Below are 24,092 nucleotides of genomic sequence, written 5' to 3'. Positions count from 1 at the left end.
CCTTAACTAATATAGCAAAACATTTCATATTGCGCTAGTAGTTTCAAGAAAATCTTTTTTTCTCTTATACTGACTCAGTATTCAGTCACTCAGGATTTAGGATGCCCTCTGGTCGGACGCACGATCGCATTACTATGTATGCTCTGCCGTTGGTGGCGGGTGTTACTTTCTGGCAGACTCGCAGTAGCAATGCGACTTTGTTGGTTGCAGGCGGGTTTCTCTTTGGTGGGCTGATGTTTGGCCCCGATTTGGATATTTACTCTGTGCAATTCCAACGCTGGGGTTTCTTGCGCTGGATTTGGCTACCTTATCAAAAAAGTCTGCGGCATCGTTCTTTTTTATCCCACGGGCCGATTATTGGCACGATTTTGCGGATACTTTATCTGGGGTGTTTACTTGCTATTTTGGCAATTTTCGTTTTGGCGATCGCTCAAAGGTTATGGAATCTGAGTTTTAGTTGGCAAGATTTGGGACAAACTTTGGGGCGATCGCTCGTGCAATACGATACTGAATATATCGCCTTGTTTTTGGGTTTAGAACTCGGTGCAATGAGTCATTCTCTTAGCGATTGGGGGGGATCAGCTTATAAACGGTTTAAAAAGCAGGGGGTTCGGGGGTTGCTTCCTAGTGGCAAAATTAAGAGGCGGAAAGTGAGGAGTGGCGGTCGTCGGGCGAGAGTGAAGAAATAATTTTTTTAAACGCAAAGGGACGCTAAGGGAAGCGCAGAGGTACGCAGAGGTATGGAAAAGGAAAATGAGAGTTTGGCGGCGTTGCAAGAATTAATTGAGGTGGTGGCGAAGTTGCGATCGCCTGATGGTGGTTGTCCTTGGGATTTGGCGCAAACTGCGGAAACTTTGACGCCCTTTGTGATTGAGGAAGCTTATGAGGTGGTGGATGCGATTAAGAGTGGGGATAAGGGTGCGATCGCAGAGGAGTTAGGCGATTTATTATTACAAGTGGTATTGCAAGCCCAAATCGCTAGCGAATCGGGGCAATTTTCTCTCAAAGAAATTACTCAGGGGATTTCCCAAAAGTTGATTCGCCGTCATCCTCATGTGTTTGGTGATGTGTCGGTGGCCAGTGTGGATGAGGTGCGGCAAAATTGGGAACAAATCAAAGCGGAGGAAAAGGGCGAAGCATCTCCAGATGCCCAAAAATTTAGTGCTAAACTCGCTCGTTATGGACGTACCCTTCCCCCACTGACGGCGGCGATGAAAATTTCTCAAAAGGCTGCGGCGATCGGGTTTGAATGGGAAAATATTCAGGGTGTTTGGGATAAGTTTCATGAGGAGTTGGGAGAGTTCGAGCAAGCTTTAGCTGAGGAAACACCGGAACGGCAAGAAGCAGAATTAGGCGATTTACTATTTGCAGTCATTCAGTTAGCGCGTTGGCATAATCTTGACCCCAGCACCGCTTTACAAGGCACAAATCAGCGCTTTGTCCAGCGATTAGAAAAAATGGAGGCGGTTGTTGACCGTCCTCTTTCTGATTACAGTTTGCATGAGTTAGAAAACTTGTGGCAACAGGCAAAAGCTCAACTGGCGAAAGAAGGGAATGGAGAGTAGGGAATGGGGCATTGGGCATGGGAAGAGACAAGGTAGACAAGGTAGACAAGGTAGAGGGGGGAGACTTGGGAGAGATTTATTCAATAATTCCCCCTTGTCCCCCTTGTCCCCCTTGTCCCCCTTGTCCCCCTTGTCCCCCTTGTCCCCCTTGTCCCCCTTGTCCCCCTTGTCCCCCTTGTCCCCCTTGTCCCCCTGCTCCTCGGTCACTGAGCGTAGCCGAAGTGCTGCTCCCCTGCTCCCTTCTTCAAGATTTTTCAACGTCAAACCACTTATCATATAGCGATTGATAAGTGCCATTTTCTTTGAGACTCAGCAAAGCCTGATTAATTGGTTTGCGGTAGGGACTGTTATTGGGCAGAATGATGCCATAGCTTTCTTCACGCAAGATACTGCCTACAATCTCTACTTTCCCTTTGCCTTCATTGGCAGCATAGAAGAGGAGTACAGGTGCATCAAACACTACGGCATCAGCTTTTTTTGTTTGCAGAGCATTATAAGCTTGCTCAATTTTGGTAACTTCTAAAACTGAAATCTTATGTTCTCGCAGGTATGTGGCGGCTGTGCTACCCGCAGTTGTGGCTACTACCTTGCCGGGTAAATCATCTATACTCCTGATATCGCCCTGAAGCTGTTGCACTGTCAAGGAGGTAGTCGCGCTGGCTGTAAAGTAGGCGGCAAAAAGTACTCCGATGAACATCCAAACAATACCTACTAAGCGTCCCATTACTCCCTTGGGCATTTCATCAGCTTGGGTTGCTAAGGTGGCAGCCGACCACCAACAGGCTTTGAAAATGCCAGGAAAGTATGATTTGGGAATCATCCCATCTTTGTGATGACGCTCAGATAACCAAATAATGTGGGCTGCTACGATAATTAACACTAGGGCAACGCCTATTACTTGCAAAAGGCTACCGGAGAAAAACAATTGCAAAATATTTGGGAAGGCACTGTTGTTTTGCTCTGGGTTTCTCACCATAATTTGCAGCCCCCCAGCAAAAATAGGTAATGAAAAATCAAAATTTTGCTCGCGTTCGGCTGTAATTGAGATGGCTGAAATTCCCAAGTTGGCTTTGCTTTCCTTAATAGCCGAAAGCACTTGCGGCACTGTGGAATATTCTATAAATTTAGACTCTACACCTATTTGGTTAGCGATTTTGCGCCAGAGGTCGATACTGAATCCTGATAGCTCACCTTTGTTTGATAGCACAAAAGGCGGTATAACTCGTGTCGCTACTAATAACGGTTGTTGGAGTTGTGGTTTTTGGGCTACTCCTGGGGACGCCATTAACAACAATGCCAGAATTCCACCTATTAATCCTATGCAGGTATACAGTGCTAAGGAACGCTTGGTTTTGTTTTTCGGGTCATATCTGCCAATTAGGCTGTTTTTCCGAGCCATAAATTGGCGAAATCTACTAGCGATCGCATTTATCATCTGAATTCTCTCAGGGTTGTGTGCATAATCTATTTATCATGCCCACCCTATACCAAAGATCGCATTCATCATCTCCATAAAACCGATTTTTTTCAAATTTACGGCGACTGGAGATAAAGGGCGGGGGAAATAGATATTTCTTCCCTTTCCCCTTTCCCCTTTCCCCTTTAACCTTTCCCCTTTCCCCTTTAACCTTTCCCCTTTCCCCTTTAACCTTATTGTGTGTAATTCACTTTCTAGAACTCGCGCAAAACAAACTTCTATCTTTTGAGCAATAGTTTTGAGATCGGCTTTTAGCTAGGGTAGATTTGGGTTTATATTTAGCCTAATGTTTTCTCTGGTGTGCCCTTCTTAGTCTTGGCAAAGTGAGCAATATGGATGTAGACGATTTCAGTCAACAAATAGAGACATTGCGCTCATGGGTAACGGGATTCCTGCAAAAAACTACAAGTGAGGCGTATTCACAGCACGAGCTAACAGCAGAAACTTTTGAGGAACTGCAAATCACTTTGGAAGAACTAAAAGTTGCCTCCGAGGAACTACAAGCAACACGAATGGTAGTAGAGAAAGAACGTCAGCGCTACCAAGAATTATTTGATTTTGCGCCTGATGGTTACTTGGTAACTGATACATTCGGCATTATCCTGGAAGCTAACCGTGCTGCTACTGTGCAACTCAATGTTTTACAGCGATTTTTGATTGGCAAACCGCTACTTACTTTCATTGCCCAGTCAGATCATCAAGCTTTTTTTAATTACCTAACTCAGTTGCGGCAGCTCGACCGAGGTGGAAAATGGGAGGTGTGTTTACAACCACGAGAAAAAATCTGTTTTGATGTTGCTTTGACAGTAGTTACCGTTCGTAACGAAAAAGATGAGCCAGTTGCTCTGCGCTGGCTAATGCGTGACATTAGCCAGCGTAAGCATTTAGAGTTGCAGCGCCAGCAGTTATTTGCTAATGAGCAAGCCGCCCGAATTGCAGCCGAAGCCGCAGAAAAACGCTCTAATTTTTTAGCTGAAGCAAGTAGTGTATTGGCATCTTCCTTGGATTATCGCACTACCCTAAGGAGCGTCGCGCAATTAGCAGTGCCTACTCTTGCCGATTGGTGTATTGTGGATGTCATCGAAGATAATTTGCCAATCTTTACTAACCCAGTCATCGTTGCATCTGAACCAGGAAAGCAAGCACTGCTAAGAGAACTCCAACAACGCTATCCAATTTCTATTGATGCTGATTACGGGCCACCGAAAGTTTTACGGACTGGTCAGCCGGAACTGATTACAAATATTCTTGAGTCTTCATTACAGAAAAAGTCCTCGAACGAGGAACACTTTAGTCTGCTGCGCCGACTCGAAATTAAATCTCAGATGATAGTACCACTATTAGTACGCGAACGCAAACTGGGGACAATTCTATTTGCGTCTGCACAACCAGAACGCCATTACACGACTGTAGACCTAGAAATGGCTGAAGAACTTGCTCAACGAGCAGCATTCGCCATTGATAATGCCCAGCTTTATCGGCAAGCCCAAGAAGCTAACCGCATCAAGGAAGAGTTTTTAGCGATCGTTTCCCATGAACTTCGTACACCTCTCAATTCTATGCTGGGTTGGGTTCAACTAATACGTACTCGCAAATGGGATGAAGCAACTACCTCTAAGGCATTGGAGACAATCGAGCGGAATGCTAAACTTCAAAGAAAACTGATTGAAGATATCCTGGATATCTCACGCATTGTACAAGGACAAATTCGCCTAAATATCCGTAAAGTTGACCTTGTACCGATAATTCAGGCGGCAATTGAAGCTGTACATCCCACATCTGAAATTAAGGATATTCAAGTTGAATTTAATCTTGATTCTTCAGTTGGTCAAGTTATGGGTGATGCCGAACGCCTACAACAAGTTGTCTGGAATTTGCTCTCTAATGCCGTCAAGTTCACACCTAACGGAGGGCGAGTTGAAGTGCATTTGGAACAGGTAAATTCAAATGTCCAGATAACTGTCTCTGACACAGGTAAAGGAATTAGTCCTGACTTTCTACCTTATATCTTTGAGCGTTTCCGTCAAGCTGATAGCACAACTACTAGATCGGACAATGGTTTGGGGTTGGGGCTAGCAATTGTACACCATTTAGTAGAAATGCACTCAGGCACAGTCTGCGCAGTTAGTGAAGGGGAAGGAAGGGGAGCAAAATTTACAGTGTTGTTGCCTCTGGTAGAACCGCAACCAGAACAGTTAATTAAAGAAAGTAAAGAAAAAGTCGAGAATCTCTCAATACTCAACGGCTTGCAAATACTTGTTGTCGATGACAATGCAGATACACGCGAGTTAATTGCCTTCATTCTTGAAAAGTCTGGAGGGCAGGTGACGGCAGTTAGCTCAGTAGGTGAAGCTCTAGAAGCACTAGAACGATTAAAACCAGATGTGCTAGTCAGTGATATTGGAATGCCAGATGAGGATGGTTATTCTCTGATTCGGAAAGTGCGGGTGCAGGAAACAGAGCAAGGGGAGAAGATTCTAGCTGTAGCACTAACGGCATTTGCTAGAGAAGAAGAACACAAACTAGCTCTGGAAGCCGGATTCCAAGTTCATGTATCCAAGCCAATTGAGCCAGAAGAGTTGGTGAAAGTGGTAGCGAACCTGATCAAAAATAGCAAACAAGTTTAATGCACAATTAAGCTTTTGGTAACAATTGCGTTCGCCAAAGCTACAATTGCGTTCGCCAAAGCTACAATTGCGTTCGCCAAAGCTACAATTGCGTTCGCCAAAGCTACAATTGCGTTCGCCAAAGCTACAATTGCGTTCGCCAAAGCTACAATTGCGTTCGCCAAAGCTACAATTGCGTTCGCCAAAGCTACAATTGCGTTCGCCAAAGCTACAATTGAGTTCGCAAAATCTACAATTGCGTTCGCAAAAGCTACAATTGCGATCGCAAAAGCTACAATTGCGATCGCCAAAGCTACAAATGCGTTCGCAAAAGCTGCAATTGCGATCGCATCTGTAGTAGAAGTAGATGCAGACACAATACTTCTCGGTTAAAGGGAAAAGGTTAAAGAAACTCAAAATCCTTTCCCTTTAACCTTTACCCTTTTCCCTAAGAGTGCAAAAATATATTTTTGCAAGAGGTCTACTTTACAACAATAATGGACGTAACTGGATTCGAACCAGTGACCTCTACGATGTCAACGTAGCGCTCTAACCAACTGAGCTATACGTCCTTAACTACACAATTATCAATAGTAGCATATACTTCTCTAATAATGCAAGATAAAAGACCAAATCAGGCGAACTCGATCGCTCCCTAAGTAATCGAGTGAAGTATTTGTTTGATTTGTAAAAAGGTTGCACCACTTGCTACTAATCAAACAAATAAGTCAAATCCTTTTTCCTTTTGCCTCCAGCAAGACTGCCTAATTTTCTGCAAACATCTTTAAGTTTCTCGAATCCAAAATGCCAATCCTCCCCCACGGCCGCGAGCTGCAATGAAATCTTCTGTGACTAAAAAGAAGCCAAAGAACGGTAGTTTCGCTATAGGTTGGTTGTAGAAATCTTCTGTTTGAACTTTACCACCACGGATTGCTCTGTTGTAAATAACACGACCAAACAAACTGATAATCATCTGGTTAAAGTCAAAGGCCAATAAATTTTTCTTCCCGAAATATTGCACTGGCCCCGTGAGTTTCAGTGAAACTGGGTTAAGCTCAACCTGATTAGCAATTTCGCCTCTGTCTGAATTTTGTTCCAAAGTGGCATTAAAGGAAAGATGAATTGTCATGAACTTGGGTACATAGAAACCGTTGCCTAAGACAATTTTGCCGCTACCTCTGTTTTTCTTAGTGCCAGTGACAAAGCAAAGTTGCCATTTACCGAGCAGAAACTCAAAAGGATAAGTCAACTTTTGTTGCTTGCCAGTTTTTTCTGCTTGTAGCAATGCCTTTACTAATATTTCAGCACTAGGGCGTATACTTTTTGGTTCTCTATACTTAGCCGCAGCTTGGGATAGCACGTTAATAAAGTCAAATGTCGTTTTAGGTGTTAAATTAGCCGTCATGAAGCCACTCTAGATTTAACTACTTCTTGATTTTCTGATAGATTGTAGCGTTCATCCGCAAAAACCCTAATTTCTCATTGCTCCTCCCTTTCCCTGTGGGAGAGGTTCATCGAACTCACGTTAATAAAATCTCCAGCCTCCTGCCTACTAAGACTTGATATTCTCTATCTTCACCAAGGATTACCAACCATTGTAAATCCAGCCCAATAATAAGGATGCATAAGTGATTCATCAGCACTATCAGCAGGTAAAGGCAAATTTCCAACTCCTCCTAAACCTTGCACTTGTCCATCCTTGACATAAATTTGTCCTTTGAGCATAGCTACCTGAGCCTGTCTGAGAGCTTCTGCCTTGATTGGAGTTGTCTTTAAATTCTCATAAAATTTTGTCATCAACGCCGCTGTGCCAGCATCATTAACCGACCAAAGACTAGCAACACTAGTTTTCACACCTGCCAGCACTGCTAAACCTGCAAATCCCAGTTCGGATTCTTCATCCCCTAAAGCTGTTCTACAAGCACTCAGCACGAGCATTTCAACTTCAGGTTCATTCAAGCGCAACTGTCGTAATTGATTCAAGCGTAACTTGTCTTCCCACAGTTGAATATAGGAATTATTCAAAGCACCCCTAGCAAAATCGGCATGGGTTGCCATGTGAATGATTCCAAAAGGTTGTTGGCGGCGGATAGTTTTGAGATTTTCTAAGGTGGCTTGCTTGTCTAACAATAATTTGCCCTGCCAGAGTTTAGATACTAGTGTTGATAACTCAAGGGGGACTGCTGGTAAAGGCTCTTGTCCCTGAGTACTCTGAGAAATCCCCAGCGCTAAAATTTGAGATTTTTTGATGTCTTTATAGAGGGTATTAGTCAAACTAAGACTAGGCATTAAGCCAATACTATATTTTTCTACTAGAAATCCTTTACCATCGTGAAGTGCTGCCATTGGGGTTGAACGTAAACCAATATCTGGTAAAAAGACCAGATTATTGATTCCTCTCGCCTGTAAATCTGCCTCTAGTGGTGCAATAATCCAGCGATAAAGTTGTTGAGATGAACGCAAATAACCGGTGCGGCGACGGTTTTGTGGACTAACGATTTGGTCGCGAAATTCTTGAGCTACTTGCAGAACTTTGGTTTTTGTTGTTTCTGGGATGCGCTTGCGGATAGGATCGCCTTTTCCAGTTACTACTACAACTTCTAGTTGGTCGCTATCTTTTTCTGCTACGGTATTTAACTGTTTCGTAAATTTTTGAACTTTGCCTAAATTTACTTCTGGTAGAATTTCCACAGGGACAAAACTGATGTATATAAATGCAGGTTTAATACCAGTAGCTTCTTCAATTTTACGAGCAATTTCTTTGGCATCATCTAGTGTTTTGATTCTAGGGCTGGATATGCCTAAATGGTCGGCAAAATCATCTGTGAAATTGTCTTCGGGAGTGGGGTCAGTATTAAGAACGGAGTTATCAATCTTAGGATTATTGAGGACAGGGTTATTCGGTTTACTTGGTAGATTGCATTGGAATGTGCAGGGGTCAGGACTTGGGGTAGGACTTGGAGTAGGAATTGGGGTAGGAATTGGGGTAGGACTTGGAGTAGGACTTGGAGTAGGAATTGGGGTAGGACTTGGAGTAGGAATTGGGGTAGGAATTGGGGTAGGACTTGGAGTAGGACTTGGAGTAGGAATTGGGGTAGGAGCCTGACTGACGTTGATTCCTATCTGTACAGGTGCAGAAGAGGAAACGCCGTCATTTGCGCTAATTACAAAGGCATTTAGCGACCCATTTGTATCTGCTGGAGGTGTGTATACCAAAGTATCGCCGCTAGATAAGGTTGTAACGCCAGGGATGACGGGAACGCCATTGACAGTGATATTTCCCGTATTCACGACATCGATCTTGATGGAGGTGATGTCATTATTAACATCGCTGACCAGTGGAGCCAAACTAGAGAACGTTAAGGTAACTGGTTGATTAGTCTGGGTATCGGGTAGCGATGAGTTTGCTGTTAATGTCGGCGGTGTGTTGACAGATGTAATGGTGATGCCGGTTGGTGTACCGCTAGCATCTCCACCATTTGGCAAGACTGGAAAGCTATTAGCGATTATTGAATTGTCACCTGTATTAATTGATCCTGCTGTACCATTGACACTTGCATCACCGACGATAAAATCTACATTGTTTGGGCCACCATCATGGCGAATGCTAACAGTACCTCCTGCTGAAGGTTGAACGTTAGTACCTCCTTCGCCAGTAAAAAATCCACCAGTTGCGATCGCTTCACCGGTTCCAATTCCTTGAATCAGTCCGTTGGTTAGCACTTGCACATTGCCACCTTGAACTGTATTTCCATCAACAAAGTCGTCTGCGATCGCCTGGGTGTTGATGTTGGTAAAACGAATATTGCTACCAAATGTATTGGTAGTCTGTAAAGTAACGTTGCCAGATGTCAGGTTTCCAGTTCCATCGACTCCAAGGGCGATCGCTGAGGCGTTAATGGCATCGTTCACGGTGATATTATCTGTGCTAGTTAAACTAATCGCGCCAGCTGTGCCGATAAAATCGCCACCTCCATCTTTGACTACAGACGAGTTAATTGCCCCTGTGGTAATACTGCCGCCTGTGGTTGTTGCGACTACATCGCCAGCCTGACCTGAGTTATTAGCATCATTTGAAAAAGAATCAATCCTACCTGTGAGAATATTGCCTGCGGCAGTCAAACTGACTGTTCCAGCAGTATTAATAGTATTAAACCCTTCAGTGTTGCTGGTATCGAGATTATTTAGAGTAATCCCACCACTGCTGCTTGTGACTGTAATATTACCTGCCAAGTAGCCTTGGCCACTGGCGATAATGTTGCCCGCAACGATGTCGCCAGTCGCAGACAAGTTGACATTGCCACTATTGCCAGAAAAATCAGTAGTTGTATTGAGATTGCCCAGTGATAAACTAGCTCCAGAAATGTTAATCGCTCCTCCAGTTGTCTGGATGGTGTTGGTGGGATTGACAAAGTTTACAGAACCAGTTTGTGAGGAGAGGTTGAAGCTACCGCCAGCACCCAAATTTAATGTCGCGATACCAGGAGTCGTTACTCCGGCTGTAGCTCCGGTGATGTCATCGATGGTAATGTTCCCTGTAGCTTGTAAGTTGATATTTGCACCTGAAGCGGCGATCGCACCCCAAGAAACTGTATTCGCCCCAATATCTGCATCGCCAAAGGCAATATTGCCTGCTGTAGCATCAAAATCACCTGTTCCGGCTGCACCATCGATAATTGTCAATGTGCTGGGGTCTACTAATAAAGTGCCAAAGTTGCCATTGACGGCTGAAGTATCTACCAAACCGTTGAAGGTCAAGAAATTTTTGCCTGATACTTCTACAAAACCACCATTGCCAAAATTTGCTCCTGCACGAGCCGAAATTTTTCCAAAATACTGGGTTGTGTCGTTACCCCAAACAATTACCCGTCCGCCATTTCCATTCAAATTACTATCTGCATTAATAACGGATTTTGAATCCACATAAGTCCGATCTGCGTTGGGTAAAGTCCCCTTACCTTGATAATCGCCACCAATTAGCACAGTACCACCGCCATTATTCCCAGAGGCGTTAATATTGGCATCAATCACCGCGACTTTTTTACCCAAAGCAGTTACCGTACCGCCTGTTTGACTCGCTGTATTAACTGTTCCAGAAACAATCGTTGTACCTGGAGTTATGGGAATTGTCACATTAGAGTTTGTCAATTTTACAGTTCCATCAGGATTGGCAGTTAACCCTCTGTTACCAACTGTCAGCAATTCGGGTATTGAGGCGATGGGAATTGTCCAGTTATTGGGTTGGCTGCTACTAGAGGCGAGGGGCTGAATTTCTAGACTCAGCAGATTTCCTGGCTGACTGAGACGCACCCAATTTTGTCCTGGTACTGATGTAACGTTAATTTGCCCTCCCGGTGCTGAAAGTTGCCCGGTGTTGACTACAGTACCGCCGAATAAATTCAAATTTTGCCCAGCACCTACTACCAAATTTCCAGCATTGGCGATCGCTCCTGGTTGGTTCATACTAAAGGCAAATCCGTTGGGGTTTCCAACTAAATTTATGTAATCATTAACACCAATAGCATTGAACCAACTGCTGCCAAAACCGATGCCGTTGGCTGTTGTCACCGTGAAAGCACTAGGCACATTTAAACTAGCGTTTGCTCCAAAAACAAATCCGGCTGGATTCATCAAGAAAAGGTTAGCATTGCCACCTGTCACCTGAATTAAACCATTGATAACCGAGGCATTCCCGCCTGTAATTCGACCAAGGATATTTTGCAGCGCCGGACTAGCTTGAAAGTTGGCAATTTGTTCTGGCGAAATCCCAAACTGTTGAAAGCTGTGAAAGAGGTTTGCACCATCTCTTGAAGTTGTGCCGCCGGTGATATCAAGTCGATTGCCGTTGGGAGTTACAATTGTGTTTGTCCCATCGTTAGCAGGAACTATTTGTTGTGCTTGGGCCAATTTGGGATTTACCAGCGAGGCAATAATTAAGACTGAAGCGGCGATGTTGTGTAGTAGAGGTTTTTTGCAGCGTAATCTGAAGCGACTTGTGGGCAATTCTACCTCGATTTGTAACTTGTCTGCTAATCCGCGCCGCCAAAGTGCTTGAGCGATCGCTCGTTTAGACCAGAGTATTTGTTCTTTTTGTCTAGTAACAGAGATGCTTTGAGAATGGTTTCGGTAGAAATAAAGTGGCTCTTTGACTCGGCGCACTTGGGCTACTTCTGAAAGTCGCAGACATAGGTCATAATCATAGGCACAGCAAGAGAACGATTCGTTAACACCTCCCACTCGGTCATAAACCGATCGCCGCATCAAGCGGAAGTGGAAAGTCATGAAATCTACCAACAGACCCGATCGAGAGTAAGGAATGTTACAGCGATGACCATAACCGATAACTTTGCCGTTTCGATCGATATTTAAGTAGTCAGTGTAAACAAATCCCGTTTCTGGATGGCGATTGAGGACTGTAGCGGTTTGAGCAAGAGCTGTGGGGGCAAGGATATCATCATTGTCTAATATACCGATGTAAGTGCCGCTAGTTTGGCCGATCGCTGCCTTACAAGCCGCAGCAACTCCTTGATTGTCTGCCTCCACCACCCGCACTCGCCCATCTTTTTGAGCATAAGCGCGAGCGATCGCCACCGATCCATCTGTAGAGCCATTATCCCAAATTAGTAGCTCAAAGTTTTGCCATGTTTGCGTTAAGACGCTAGCGATCGCTTCTTGAAGGTAAGACTCCCGATTGTAATTGACGATGACAATGGAAATCAGTGGTGACATCGAAGTTTTCCCAAGTTTTCTACCTGTTACCACAATATAATGCTAAGGACTATCACTTAGAAGAAATCGCTGTTAATTTATAGTTTTAGTTACAAATCTTTTGAAATTTGAATATCAAAAATATGATATTGAAATACTCATACAGCCATAGCACACTCAAAAATCAAAATCAGCCCAGTCGTTAAATAAGGCACTCCACTGAAGAGAAATGAGAAAAGAAACAGAAACTGGTGTTCAGCCTAGAGCAACGACTCAGCAAAAAATTGTCTATTTATTTCATCAGTTAGATAATTGCTGGAGTTTGGCAATTACTAAATGCAGTCAGCACAGTTTCAGCTTTCGGTGCGGCTTGCTAATTCTGCCTGCGGTCTGGATTGTAACTGCAAATGGACTGAGAGCTAGAGCTAATATTTTTACACCGGACTCGATTCAAAATAGCAGTCAGTCAGAGTTACAAATAGTACAGTCAACAGAACCTACTCCAGCAACTAACCCCCAACCAGAAACACCACAACGGATTCGGGTTCGGAAAATTCAGGTTGTAGGTAGCACAGTTTTTCAGGAAAATGATTTTAATCCAGTAGTGAAACCGTTTGAAGAACGGGATTTAACTTTAGAAGAAATCAGACAAGCCGCCGATGCCGTTACCCAGCTTTACCTAAATAAAGGCTATATAAATTCCAGAGCAATTCCAGATACTCAACAATCTAGTACCGCAAATGGTATTGTGGTAATTCAAGTGTTGGAAGGGCGTTTGACAGAGATTGACATCCAAGGGACGCGGCGATTAAACCCATCTTATATTCGTAGTCGCATCCAACTAGGTGCTGGTATTCCTCTCAATACTGGTAAGCTCGAAGAACAACTAAAATTATTGCGACTCGATCCCTTATTTACCAATGTGGAAGCGAGTTTGCGTCCAACGGGTAAGATTGGTCAAAGTATTCTCGTTGTCAGAGTTGAAGAGGCGAAAACTTTAATTGGTAGTTTGGGTGTAGATAATTATTCGCCTCCCAGTATTGGCGCGGAAAGATTGGGTGTTGAATTGCGATCGCGCAATTTAACCGGTATGGGAGATGAGTTAGCTGGCTCCTATTACCATACACTCTCTGGTGGTTCCGATGCCTTTGATTTTAGTTATCAGGTTCCTGTGAACGCCATGAACGGCAAAGTGCAGATTCGAGCCGCATTTAATCGCAACGAAATTACTGAGCCACCCTTTGATGCCTTTGACATTCGGGCAAACCAGGATCTTTATGAAATCAATTATCGTCAACCATTGGTGCGATCGCCCAGAGAAGAATTTGCCCTATCTTTAGGATTTACCTATCAAGATGGTCAAACCTTCCTGTTTGATAACCTCGCAACTCCCTTTGGCATTGGGCCTGATGCCAATGGCGTTAGCCGCACCAGTGTAATTAAATTTGGTCAAGATTATATCAGGCGCGAACCAAAAGGAGCTTGGTTTTTGCGATCGCAATTTAATTTTGGCGTTGATATATTAAACGCAACTATCAACAATGACCCCATACCCGATGGTCGCTTTTTTAGTTGGCTAGGTCAAATACAGCGCGTGCAGCAACTCAGCAACGATCATCTGTTGCTGATCCAAGCAGACTTGCAGCTGACACCAGATAGTCTTTTACCTTCCCAGCAATTTGTCATTGGTGGCGGACAATCTGTAAGGGGATATCGCCAAAATATCCGTTCTGGGGATAATGGATTTCGGGTAGCGATCGAAGATCGGTTTACAGTCCAGCGTAATGAATCTGGATTATCGACAATTCAACTTGCGCCATTTGTGGATATGGGAGCAGTTTGGAATCAGTCTGATAACCCCAATCCGCTACCCAATCAAACTTTTTTAGTGGGCGCAGGCTTAGGATTAATATGGAATCAGGCAATGGGAATTGATAATCTCTTTTTGCGGCTCGATTATGGATTTCCATTTATCGATCTGAGCGATCGTGGTAATAACGCTCAGGATGATGGTTTTTACTTTAGCCTTCGCTATCAACCCTAGCTAAAGACTATGGTAATCATAACTAATTCTGCGGGCATCATATTATTTGAGCCGGATTTGAGGAAGTCGAATTTAATCAGCAAAATGCTCTAAAACGCTCTTTCACTTACTCCTTTTGGTAGATGACGCACTGATTTCAGTATTTTCCACAGTTAATTAGCTGTTCTTCTGCTTTATCCTAATATTGAACTAAAAAATTAACTTCTTTCTTCAGGAATTTGAATTTTATCCTGTGTATATACACAAAGGGATAATTTTTAGTTTATAAATTTAAGAAGGGAAGAATTATAAAAGAAAAGTTATGACACAACCTAACTCTCAAGACAAAAACAGCTTTCTTTACCCTCGTAGTCGGTATTATGGTAAATTTCAGCCAGAGAATTTGGTGTTTAATGCTAACCTCCAAGAATTCTCTCAAAAAATTAGTTACATCACTTCCCTAGAAACAGGGGGAAAATTGTCTCAAGAAGACGCTTATCAGCAAATTAAGTCTCTTTGGAAAGAGTTGAAACATAGCAAAAAACAATTGTCTATTGGCGGAAATCAAGAAATTTAAACTAATAAGAAGGAGGCATTGGTAATTTTTTTAAATCTAGTGCAAAAAGACTATTGCAAAAATACTTGAGCCGCCCAGAAATTGATTTTAGGGCGGTTTTTTGGCTTTTGCAAGAAGTATCTTTTTCGTCATGTTAATTCTACTTGGTTTACAAAAGTATCTCTTAAAGAATCCGAAAAGCAACAACTTTATTTTGTAGCTTATGATGTACTTACAAAAGCGAGATTTAGCGATCGCCATAAAGTTTTTCAACAGGAGTTAAGCTATGACGCGGCGACTGACTCAAGAGCAATTATCACAAATAGTTACAGAAGTAGAAGGTCTGCAATTGCGTCGGGATGCGGAACTAGACCAACAGCAGGTTAAAGAAATTTTACAGGAGTTGAATTTACCGCCAGAGTTATTAGATGAAGCGCTGATTCAGTTAAATCGCCGCCAAGCACTGGAAGTACAGCAACGCCGGAATCGATGGATTACCTCTGGAGTGGTGGCAATTGTAGTAATTGTCATTGCATTTACAATATTTTTCATGCAGCAGCAAAGTTCTACACTTTCTCGTGTTTCCACTCAACAAGACCGCATCACTTTGACACAAGATAATGGCGGCGACTTAAAGACAATTTCTCGCCAAACCAATCCAGAAGTGTTGTATCGTGTCACCTTAAAGGATGCACCTTTGGGTAAAAAGCTGGCTCTCTCTTGTAATTGGATTGACCCAAGTGGTCAAATTGTCAAGCAAAACAACTATCAAACCCGCGAGATTAATACGTCTGTCTGGGATACCCAGTGTCGCTACACCATTAACCAGGCTACAACTGTTGGCAATTGGAAAGTGCAAATGTTCCTAGAAGGTCGGCAGATTAGCGATGCAACCTTTGAAGTTAAATAGTCTAGATGGGTATCCCGCATCAGTTTCTTGGCTATTGGGGTTACGGCGCTCAACAAAAGTTGGAAGCGCTGTTAACTAGTGTTTTGGAAAACCTCTCTCCAAACCTCTCCCTTACAAGGGAAGAGGCTTTGAACTTTCCCCCTTCCCTGCAAGGGAAGGGGGTTAGGGGATTAGGTCAGAAAAATTATCCTTTTCCCATCTGGAATGTTGTTCATATAGGACTGGATGGCAATTCCCCACCGCAACAAAATCAAATTGCTGCCATCTCCGCATCAGGATTATTTAGTTCACCCGATGCTTGGGTAATCCAAGAAAACAACTGCCTAGTTTTGGGAAGAGAACCTTTCGGAAGAGTTCCTTTGTATTGGACTGTGCAAGAACAAATAATTTGGTTTGCATCCCAACTGCAATTACTTTTACCGATTTTGCCACAATCAGAAGTTAGCATTCCTGGGTTATATGGCTATAGCTGTTTTTCTTACGTTCCCACACCCTTAACTCCTATTAATCAAGTGTTTGCAGTGACGGCGGGGACAGAATTAGTTTGGCAGAGCGATCGCCAATCAGGTAAGCTGCTAACACCTGAATCTAAAAAAATCCACTCATGGCGGGAAGCGCCAAAACAGTTAACAGATGAAGCTACAGCAATTACTGAATTGCAAACTCTCCTTAAAAACTCCATTGAGCGACAAATTGCCGATTTAAAGGATGAGCCTGTCGGGGTGTTTCTCTCTGGCGGACTCGATTCTTCAGTAGTGGCGGCGCTGCTAGTACAAGCAGGGGTGAAAGTCCGCGCCTACACTTTGGATTTTGGGAACGCAGGGATTCCAGAATATCCATACTCTGAACAAGTCGCCCAATTTCTCAAAATTCCACTTGTTAAAGTTGCAGTAACCCCCAGTTCCATCAAGAATGCTTTAATTCCGACTGTACAAGCATTAGATTTGCCCTTTGGAGATGGCGTGTGTGTGCCGTTATATCTTCTATCTCAAAGAGCGAGTCAGGAAACTCAAGTAATTTTTAACGGTGAAGGTGGAGATCAATTGTTTGCTGGTTGGACGAACAAACCTTTAATTGCCGCAGGTGTTTATCAAGCAGAAAATCCCGCCGGACAGGAAACTTTTATCCAGCAATATCTCCGCACCTTTCACCGTCTTGGGGGATACGAATCTCAAGTTTATCAGCCGGAGGTTTATGCACATATCCAAAATTTGCATCCTGAAGATTGGCTATTGGCGGCTTTAGATCGCGATGAGTGTCCATCTTTGCTGCATCGCCTCCGCCGTGCCAGTTTGATGCTCAAAGGAGCGCAGAATATCCATCCCCGTGCGACTGCATTGGGGTTTGCTCATGGGTTGTGGGTGCGATCGCCTTTTTGTGATTTACCTCTAGCTGAATGGACATTCCGCCTCTCTGGAGAACTCTGCTTACAGGGAGCTTGTGAAAAATATATCCTCAAACGGGCTGTAGAAAATTGGCTTCCACCCGAAATTGTCTGGCGACAAAAACGGGGTATGGGGGTTCCCTTAACTTCTTGGTGTTTAAATGATTTTTGGCATCAATTGGGCATTTGGCTAAATCCAGAAAGACTTCGCGCCAACAATCACTTTTATCCTCACATTGCGGCACAAATCGTTGAAGGCAATTTAGGAGCAGCTATTCAAGGACGACGGATTGGTGAGACTCTCTGGTTACTAATTATGTGGCAACTTTGGCGATCGCACGTTTTAAATGAAGAAATAACTAAACAGTCTTGGGATCATCCCTTTTGGTTACATCGTTGGCTATGGAGAAATTACAAGCGATGGCAAGGTTAGATAAAAAAGAGTTAGGAGTAGAGACGCGATTAATCGCGTCTCTACAACAGTTAGGAGTTAGGAAGGAGCAATTAATTTCCTCATCTTTCCCATTCTCCAGGGAACTTGCCGAGGAGTTACTGAATAACTACGGTTCTCCGCTTTATGTTTATAATGGCGATCGCTTGCGCGAAACTATTGAGCGAATTAGCAAAGCAGTCGGTTATCCTCGCACGCAATTTCGGTTTGCCAGTGTTACTAATGGCAATATTGCCTTGTTAAAAATTTTTCGCTCCTTTGGGTGGGGACTTCATGCTAATACACCAGGAGATATTTATCTGGGATTGCAAGCTGGTTTCGATCCTAGCGAGATTGTTTATAGCGGCAGTAATTTGAATCAGGCTGAGATGATACAAGTCTTGAATTGGGGAGTTACAACTCTCAATTTTGATAGCCTCGCTCAATTACAGTTGTGCTGCAAAGTTTTGCCCAAACGCAGAGAGAAAAATATTCGGCTAGGTTTACGTCTCAATTTGCCAGAAATTACCGGAGATAGCCGCATTGGTGTACGTCCAGAGGAATTTGATCGTGCGATCGCTTTAACTGGTGAAGTGGGATTAAAGCTGAGTGGTTTACACTTCTATCGAGGAACGGGAACTAACGCCACAGCAGCTTTTACCCAAGTAATTGATACGCTAATCGCCACAGCCCAAAAGTTACCTGATTGGGAATATTTAGATTTTGGTGGTGGCTTTGGCTATCCATATCATCACAACAAAACAGCCTTTGACTGGGAAATATTTGGAGCTGAGTTAACCGAGAGAATTACTTGTTTAGGACGGGAAATTGATTTGGTGATTGAACCGGGACGAAGTGCGATCGCTGGATGTGCAACAATGCTTGCTCAAGTTGTTTCGGTGAAATGGCAAGGAGAAAAACAGATTGTTGGAGTTGATACCACAGTTGCTAATCTTTCAGTACCCTCAGTACACGGCGGCTACCGAGAAATTATCACTTGGAAACTTCCCTACTCTTGTACAGACGCGATTAATCGCGTCTCTACTCCCCATTCTCTATTCACAACTGATATTTGTGGTAACACTACCTATTCACGAGATTATCTAGGGAAAAATTGTCAACTCCCAGCGTTAGAAATTGGCGATATCGTTGCCATTCTAGATGTCGGTGCTTATGGTTATGCAATGTCGTCTCACTTTTTACACCGTCCTAAACCTGCTGAAGTCTTGCTAGAAAATGGCACACATCGGCTGATTCGTCGGCGCGAAGATTACAGTGTTTTATTAACAAATCAGGTGTTAGATAATTAACATCAAATAACCATTATGAAGTGTATTAACTGCGGAACTGATAATAGACTAAAAGACCGGACAGCTAATCAAGGTCGGTGTATAAAATGCAATCATCTCTTTGCCTTTGAACCGACTAGTATGAGTAATGTTCAGATTACCGATCCTTTTTTTGCAAAGGCGATCGCTGACATTTCTGCAAATAACACCTTATTTTTTACACCCAAGCAGCTGCTTTATTTTCTAGATAATCGTTTAAAAAAAAGCTCAAAGTCAATTTCACGATTTGGCTGGTTACTTCCTTTTCTATTTATTAATCTTGTTACATCACTAACGATTTTTATACCGCTAATAGTAAATCTTGCGTTTATTAATTTTTTTCATGAAAGTAGCAAATCAACTAAACTCAATCTTGTAAGTCGCAAACAGTATGCGAGGAATTTACAAGTTATAGGAGGAATTATCCTTTCCATAGGAATTCTTGCTTTAAAGTCATTTCCCCTCTTTGTCATTATTGTTATTGTGGGAATGCTACCTATATATTTAGGAACTCGACAGCTAGGGCGAATCCAATTATTAACACAAGAATTTTTAATTTCTGAATCTCAGATTAACGATTGGCTAAATCGCTGGCAGCAAATAAATGGTTCGATTCTCAAAATTCTTCCTTCACCAAAGCAGGAAAATACACCAGCCACAATTAATCCTGACGTAACTGCTTACAGTTTTGATAGATTAGTCGTTTGTGATAGTGCTAGTATTGCTCAACTATTAATCGCTAATAATTTCCACTTTGAAAATAACTGTGCAATTCTCAGCATTACTGGATATCCCCAAAGCATTTTTGACATCACAATGCAAATGCTGCGGCGCAATCCCGATTTGAAAGTTTATGCAATACATGATTGCAATCCCCAAGGAATTAGTTTAGTTCATAATTTAAGAACCAATGCTAATTGGTTTCTCAATAGCGAAATTGTAATTATTGATATTGGACTAACGCCACGTCAAATTATCGCTACTAAGCGTGGGATGTTCATTCAATCCTCTCCAGAGTCGGCGCAAGCAGCTAAACAATTACCTGAAGAAATACGTCAAAGTTTATCTGCTGAAGAATTAGCATGGTTAGAATCTGGAAAGTTTGTAGAATTAGAATCTTTCACTCCCCAAAGAATAATTAAAGTTCTGCAAAAGGGTATTGCTGGTAGTCGAAATTTAGAAAGTGATGACAGTAGTTTGCTTTTAGTAGGCGATACAGGAAATGATATGTACGTTGTGCAAAGTTTTGGTTAGTATTCTCATTTCAGTTGTAGGGGTAATTCATGACTTGCCCCTACATGAATAAAGCGCAGTTTCACATAAAATTTGTTTAATTGATTTACAGATTAGATTTATTCAATTTGTTGGTTTAACCAAGCTTCTAAATCAGAAATAGCTGAAAAGTCTAACAAAGCCTCTCCTAATGCCTCCAATTGTTCAATAGATAATCCTTGAACTCGCTCAATATTAGATGAATCAATCTCACCGAAACGGCGATTTAGTAGACGTATAATTAAACGTTGTTCCCCTTGTTGTACAGCTTGCTCTCGGTCTTGTTGATAAAGTGGTTTTAATCGCATAATTAACTCCCGATCGTCTTCTTCTGAATTTTGATTAACTTGCAAGTTTTGCCGCAAGTTATAAAGTAATTCTAGCGTTGCTCTGCGAAATGGATGATTTGATGGTAGTGCTTCTAATTCATCTATTGCTTGTTTTTGTACTGTTTCTCGACCGTCAACTGAGAAGTAAAAATATCTCTAATATGCATACATAATTTTTAATTTATTTCAAACTTCTTTCCATAAGCATTTGAGGTTCGACATTCTCAACATTAGCGATCGCTTCTAACTGAGAAATCCCAGCGATCGCATCAACAATCTTACCTGATTTAGCACGCAACCAAGCGGTATGAGGCGCATAAGAAAGGCTTTGTGCAACTTCATAACCCGCTCGATTAATTACCTCATGTTGCGATTCCACATCAACGCTTTCAGCAAAGCGGATAAAAACCAGTCCAGTTGGTACTGCTAAGGAAGCATTGGATTCTAGTGTATAAACCGGACTCAATGTACCCTGTTCTGATTGATTGGGTTCGCCTGAAAAAACTGCGATCGCACCCTCGTTAAGTCGTAAAATTGCCCCTATTACCAAAGTACCGGGTTGATTATAGTGTACTGCGTAGTAGCCAGGTTTACGAATGTAGGATACAGCAGTGCGTAGGCTTACATCGCCACTAACGCGAATTTGTTCAGGATACTCAGAAAAGTAGTCTTTTTGAAATCTCACTTCACCAATCAGGGGTAGAGAGTACACCTGTAGAAAATACTCAACCGGAAAATAAAACATCTTTCTCAAGTTCTAATGATGTTATAGCGTTTTTCAGTGGTATGGAATACATTCTTTTCATCGTGATTCACAGTTAGTTATACGCCCCTACTGATAGTGAAGATTCTTAAAACAATCTGATTTTGAATCCCCTCTTTTCTGGAAAGACGAATCGAAGGTTTCTATGAACTTAGATAGATTAAATTCTGTATCGTAATACACATATAACACATGAAATCAGAAGCATCCATAAAGTAAACGTAAGTCTACAATACGTGCAGCAAGCTTTAAAAATAAGGCATAATACGGTTTTCCAATTCTCTTATGAGTGCTGAGTAGGGAATCCTAACTTTTTTACTCACGACTGGGAATTGTTATGCCCAATACTTCGGCTACGCTCAGTACAAGTGCCCAATGCCCAATGCCCAATGCCCAATACTTCGACTTCGCTCAGTACAAGTGCCCCATGCCCAATGCCCAATGCCCAATTCCCAATTTTCAAAACATTTTAGGAGATTAAACAATGGTTCAGGTTCGCTATGGTGGACAGAACGGCCAACAGTATGAATTTGCTATCAGTAACGAACACGTTGTAGTGCGTACCGAAAGCCGCAGCACAATTGTTGGTGCAAGATCCTTTGAAGTCGCACCTGTGTCACCTACAGCTCGTAGCATCCTCAATCAATTTGAGTTAAAAACCCGGTTTCGGCAAGCGGGTGTAGAAATTTTACAAGCGAAAGTTCCGAACCAGGGTGTTGCTTTGCGCGATATCGCGCCCGTGAAATTCTTAACAATGAGTCCGAAGTCCAATTTGCCGGACGTGTCTTAATCGATCCAGTATCCCAACAACCTGTAGTTTATACTGAAAACCTTTTTGTTAAATTTGATAGTGAAGAAGAGTTAAGAGTCTGCCAAGAGGTTTTAAGACGTTACAACTTAACAATTAAACGCCAACTTGAATACGCACGAAATGCTTATTTTGTCAGTGCCCCTACAAATACTGGTATAGCCGTCTTTGACATCGCCGAAAGACTTTTAAATGAGGAATCAGTTGAACTGTGCCATCCCGAACTAGCGCGCGAGTCACGCCAACGTCAGGTTTTTCCGCAGCAGTGGCATTTAAAGCAAACAACAATTAATGGTAAAACAATTAATGCCCATGCCAACGTTGAAGCAGCTTGGAAGTTGAGCAATGGCACGGGGACAATTATTGCAATTATCGACGATGGGGTGGATCTCGATCATGAAGAGTTCCGTTCCTCTGCCAAGATTGTTGCCCCGCGTGATGTCACACGTAAAACGAACAATCCCAGACCGGGAAATGATAATAACCACGGTACATCCTGTGCGGGAGTAGCCTGTGCAAACGGTAACTTTGGGGCATCTGGTGTAGCACCGGGGGCAAAACTCATGCCGATTCGTCTAGCTTCGGCGTTGGGGTCACAAGATGAAGCAGATGCTTTTATTTGGGCGGCTCAAAATGGTGCTGATGTTATTTCTTGCAGCTGGGGCCCAGCAGACGGTACTTGGTTTGAGCCAGACGATCCCGCACACAACCAAAAAGTACCTTTGCCTGATTCCACACGCCTTGCTATAGACTTTGCAATCAATAAAGGACGCAACGGCAAGGGCTGTGTAATTTTATTCGCAGCTGGCAATGGTAACGAAAGCGTGGATAATGACGGCTACGCCAGCAACCCAAAGGTAATTGCGGTGGCAGCTTGTAACGACTACGGCACAAGAAGCGCTTACAGTGACTTCGGTCAGGCGGTTTGGTGTGCCTTCCCCAGCAACAATGGTGATATTTCTCAAACCACTGGAATTTGGACAACCGATCGCTCTGGTGTACTTGGTTATAATTCGGGTAATCGAAATCTGGGTGAGGCCGCAGGCAACTATACGAACGAATTTGGCGGAACTTCTAGTTCCTGTCCAGGTGCAGCAGGTGTCGCAGCCTTGATTCTTGCTAGAAACCCAAATCTGCGTTGGGATGAAGTGCGAGACATTATAAAACGCTCCTGCGATCGCATCGATCAAGCTGGAGGTAAGTATGATGCCAATGGTCGCAGCCCCTTCTACGGTTACGGTCGAATCAATGCTCTGAAAGCTGTAGAATTGGCCAAGCCACCGCAAACATCACCCATCAGCAGGTTCCAAGCAGCGCAAGATGTGCCAATTAACGATCTCCAAACATCAACATTATCGGTGGCGATCGCTAATACCACCCTGCTGAAATCCATCAAAGTTAATGTAGACATCGAGCATACTTATATTGGGGATCTTGTAGTTACTCTTCTTCCCCCAGTGCAAATAGGCATACTTCCTATAAATCTGCACGATCGCCAGGGTGGAGCTACAGATAATATTAAAACAACTTATGACGAAGTAAACACCCCTAAACTTGCTGCTTTTAAAGGTAAAAGTCCCCAAGGAACCTGGACTCTGGAAGTTGCAGATAAAGCTGAAGGAGATACAGGAAAAATTCGCAGCTTAACCATTGAAATGGGATTTTAAATAGGTTTAGCACAGCTGTGTATTGGTGTCAACTTATGTTAAATAAACGTGAGTTCGATGAACCTCTCCCTCCCAATCTCCCTCTCCTAAAAGGCGAACGCGAGTGCGTCTTTGTAAGGAGAAGGAGGAGTAACGAGTAATATCATGTCCGGCTAATCACTTATGATTACCGTATCTGTGCAAAAATCCCAAAAGTCTCTTTCCCCCTGCTCCCTGCCCCCAGCAAGAACTGCCCTTTAAATGATAAGTCTTCAACCGGACATGAT

14 protein-coding genes, 1 tRNA gene and 2 pseudogenes are annotated in these 24,092 nt (G+C 43.0%); 10 read left to right on the top strand and 7 right to left on the bottom strand.

The genetic code is table 11. The annotated features are described in order from the left end of the window. The first annotated feature begins 101 nt into the window (after positions 1 to 101). Both NSTC731_RS09275 and mazG read left to right on the top strand, forming a co-directional pair. Positions 102 to 689, top strand: coding sequence for a metal-binding protein (locus tag NSTC731_RS09275; protein ID WP_445630550.1), 588 nt, complete (start codon positions 102 to 104; stop codon positions 687 to 689). 51 nt (positions 690 to 740) lie between these two features. Continuing rightward, positions 741 to 1,565 (top strand): nucleoside triphosphate pyrophosphohydrolase, encoded by an 825-nt coding sequence (gene mazG, locus NSTC731_RS09270; protein WP_445630549.1) that lies wholly within the window; start codon positions 741 to 743, stop codon positions 1,563 to 1,565. A gap of 244 nt (positions 1,566 to 1,809) precedes the next feature. On the opposite strand, the gene NSTC731_RS09265 is transcribed toward mazG, so the two are convergent. Next, complete coding sequence (locus NSTC731_RS09265) at positions 1,810 to 3,000, bottom strand: transporter substrate-binding domain-containing protein (RefSeq protein WP_445630548.1); 1,191 nt, start codon at positions 2,998 to 3,000, stop codon at positions 1,810 to 1,812. A 374-nt stretch (positions 3,001 to 3,374) separates the two neighbouring features. Between NSTC731_RS09265 and NSTC731_RS09260 the strand changes: the two genes are divergently transcribed. Next, on the top strand, positions 3,375 to 5,669 hold the full coding sequence (locus NSTC731_RS09260) for an ATP-binding protein (protein ID WP_445630547.1): 2,295 nt from the start codon (positions 3,375 to 3,377) through the stop codon (positions 5,667 to 5,669). On the opposite strand, the gene NSTC731_RS09255 is transcribed toward NSTC731_RS09260, so the two are convergent. From NSTC731_RS09255 to NSTC731_RS09240, 4 genes are all read right to left on the bottom strand, one after another. After that, the gene (locus NSTC731_RS09255; protein ID WP_445630546.1) at positions 5,666 to 6,025 is read right to left on the bottom strand and encodes a hypothetical protein; all 360 of its coding nucleotides are present in this window, start codon (positions 6,023 to 6,025) and stop codon (positions 5,666 to 5,668) included. The genes NSTC731_RS09260 and NSTC731_RS09255 overlap by 4 nt on opposite strands. Positions 6,026 to 6,146: 121 nt before the next feature. After that, positions 6,147 to 6,220: transfer RNA gene (locus tag NSTC731_RS09250), tRNA-Val, on the bottom strand. A gap of 212 nt (positions 6,221 to 6,432) precedes the next feature. Next, positions 6,433 to 7,053 carry a hypothetical protein gene (locus NSTC731_RS09245; protein ID WP_445630545.1) on the bottom strand — a complete coding sequence of 207 codons (621 nt, stop codon included), beginning with the start codon at positions 7,051 to 7,053 and terminating at the stop codon, positions 6,433 to 6,435. A gap of 170 nt (positions 7,054 to 7,223) precedes the next feature. After that, positions 7,224 to 12,377 (bottom strand): CHAT domain-containing protein, encoded by a 5,154-nt coding sequence (locus NSTC731_RS09240; protein WP_445630544.1) that lies wholly within the window; start codon positions 12,375 to 12,377, stop codon positions 7,224 to 7,226. 208 nt (positions 12,378 to 12,585) lie between these two features. Between NSTC731_RS09240 and NSTC731_RS09235 the strand changes: the two genes are divergently transcribed. The 6 genes from NSTC731_RS09235 (at position 12,586) to NSTC731_RS09210 (ending at position 20,241) form a co-directional block, all read left to right on the top strand. Beyond that, positions 12,586 to 14,400, top strand: a complete 1,815-nt coding sequence (locus NSTC731_RS09235) for a ShlB/FhaC/HecB family hemolysin secretion/activation protein (protein WP_445630543.1) — start codon at positions 12,586 to 12,588, stop codon at positions 14,398 to 14,400. A gap of 301 nt (positions 14,401 to 14,701) precedes the next feature. Then, positions 14,702 to 14,956, top strand: a complete 255-nt coding sequence (locus NSTC731_RS09230) for a DUF7219 family protein (protein ID WP_445630542.1) — start codon at positions 14,702 to 14,704, stop codon at positions 14,954 to 14,956. A gap of 265 nt (positions 14,957 to 15,221) precedes the next feature. Next, entirely contained in the window at positions 15,222 to 15,845 is a 624-nt protein-coding gene (locus NSTC731_RS09225) for a DUF3859 domain-containing protein (protein ID WP_445630541.1), read from the top strand. Positions 15,846 to 15,850: 5 nt separating this feature from the next. Beyond that, positions 15,851 to 17,662, top strand: coding sequence for an asparagine synthetase B family protein (locus NSTC731_RS09220; protein ID WP_445630540.1), 1,812 nt, complete (start codon positions 15,851 to 15,853; stop codon positions 17,660 to 17,662). Continuing rightward, positions 17,650 to 18,969, top strand: coding sequence for a diaminopimelate decarboxylase family protein (locus NSTC731_RS09215; RefSeq protein ID WP_445630539.1), 1,320 nt, complete (start codon positions 17,650 to 17,652; stop codon positions 18,967 to 18,969). The genes NSTC731_RS09220 and NSTC731_RS09215 overlap by 13 nt, the downstream gene beginning before the upstream one ends. Before the next feature lie 15 nt (positions 18,970 to 18,984). After that, complete coding sequence (locus tag NSTC731_RS09210; protein ID WP_445630538.1) at positions 18,985 to 20,241, top strand: hypothetical protein; 1,257 nt, start codon at positions 18,985 to 18,987, stop codon at positions 20,239 to 20,241. A gap of 98 nt (positions 20,242 to 20,339) precedes the next feature. On the opposite strand, the pseudogene NSTC731_RS09205 reads toward NSTC731_RS09210, so the two are convergent. Together NSTC731_RS09205 and NSTC731_RS09200 are read right to left on the bottom strand one after the other, a co-directional pair. Next, positions 20,340 to 20,720 (bottom strand): annotated as a pseudogene (locus tag NSTC731_RS09205) (DUF4351 domain-containing protein); the annotation flags it as partial. A 49-nt stretch (positions 20,721 to 20,769) separates the two neighbouring features. Further along, entirely contained in the window at positions 20,770 to 21,333 is a 564-nt protein-coding gene (locus tag NSTC731_RS09200; protein ID WP_445630537.1) for a hypothetical protein, read from the bottom strand. A gap of 502 nt (positions 21,334 to 21,835) precedes the next feature. On the opposite strand from NSTC731_RS09200, the pseudogene NSTC731_RS09195 reads away from it, so the two are divergent. Further along, positions 21,836 to 23,826, top strand: a pseudogene (locus tag NSTC731_RS09195) (S8 family serine peptidase). The last annotated feature ends 266 nt before the right edge of the window (positions 23,827 to 24,092 follow it).

The organism is Nostoc sp. DSM 114167 (assembly GCF_052692655.1).
Note: the sequence above shows the minus strand (reverse complement) of the source record. Positions and strands in the feature narration are given on the sequence as shown.

Coding starts and splice junctions, on each gene's coding strand:
- NSTC731_RS09260 (WP_445630547.1), top strand. CDS start 3,375: ATGGATGTAGACGATTTCAGTCAACAAATAGAGACATTGCGCTCATGG.
- NSTC731_RS09225 (WP_445630541.1), top strand. CDS start 15,222: ATGACGCGGCGACTGACTCAAGAGCAATTATCACAAATAGTTACAGAA.
- NSTC731_RS09235 (WP_445630543.1), top strand. CDS start 12,586: ATGAGAAAAGAAACAGAAACTGGTGTTCAGCCTAGAGCAACGACTCAG.
- NSTC731_RS09245 (WP_445630545.1), bottom strand. CDS start 7,053: ATGACGGCTAATTTAACACCTAAAACGACATTTGACTTTATTAACGTG.
- NSTC731_RS09240 (WP_445630544.1), bottom strand. CDS start 12,377: ATGTCACCACTGATTTCCATTGTCATCGTCAATTACAATCGGGAGTCT.
- NSTC731_RS09275 (WP_445630550.1), top strand. CDS start 102: ATGCCCTCTGGTCGGACGCACGATCGCATTACTATGTATGCTCTGCCG.
- NSTC731_RS09200 (WP_445630537.1), bottom strand. CDS start 21,333: ATGTTTTATTTTCCGGTTGAGTATTTTCTACAGGTGTACTCTCTACCC.
- NSTC731_RS09220 (WP_445630540.1), top strand. CDS start 15,851: ATGGGTATCCCGCATCAGTTTCTTGGCTATTGGGGTTACGGCGCTCAA.
- mazG (WP_445630549.1), top strand. CDS start 741: ATGGAAAAGGAAAATGAGAGTTTGGCGGCGTTGCAAGAATTAATTGAG.
- NSTC731_RS09265 (WP_445630548.1), bottom strand. CDS start 3,000: ATGATAAATGCGATCGCTAGTAGATTTCGCCAATTTATGGCTCGGAAA.
- NSTC731_RS09215 (WP_445630539.1), top strand. CDS start 17,650: ATGGCAAGGTTAGATAAAAAAGAGTTAGGAGTAGAGACGCGATTAATC.
- NSTC731_RS09210 (WP_445630538.1), top strand. CDS start 18,985: ATGAAGTGTATTAACTGCGGAACTGATAATAGACTAAAAGACCGGACA.
- NSTC731_RS09230 (WP_445630542.1), top strand. CDS start 14,702: ATGACACAACCTAACTCTCAAGACAAAAACAGCTTTCTTTACCCTCGT.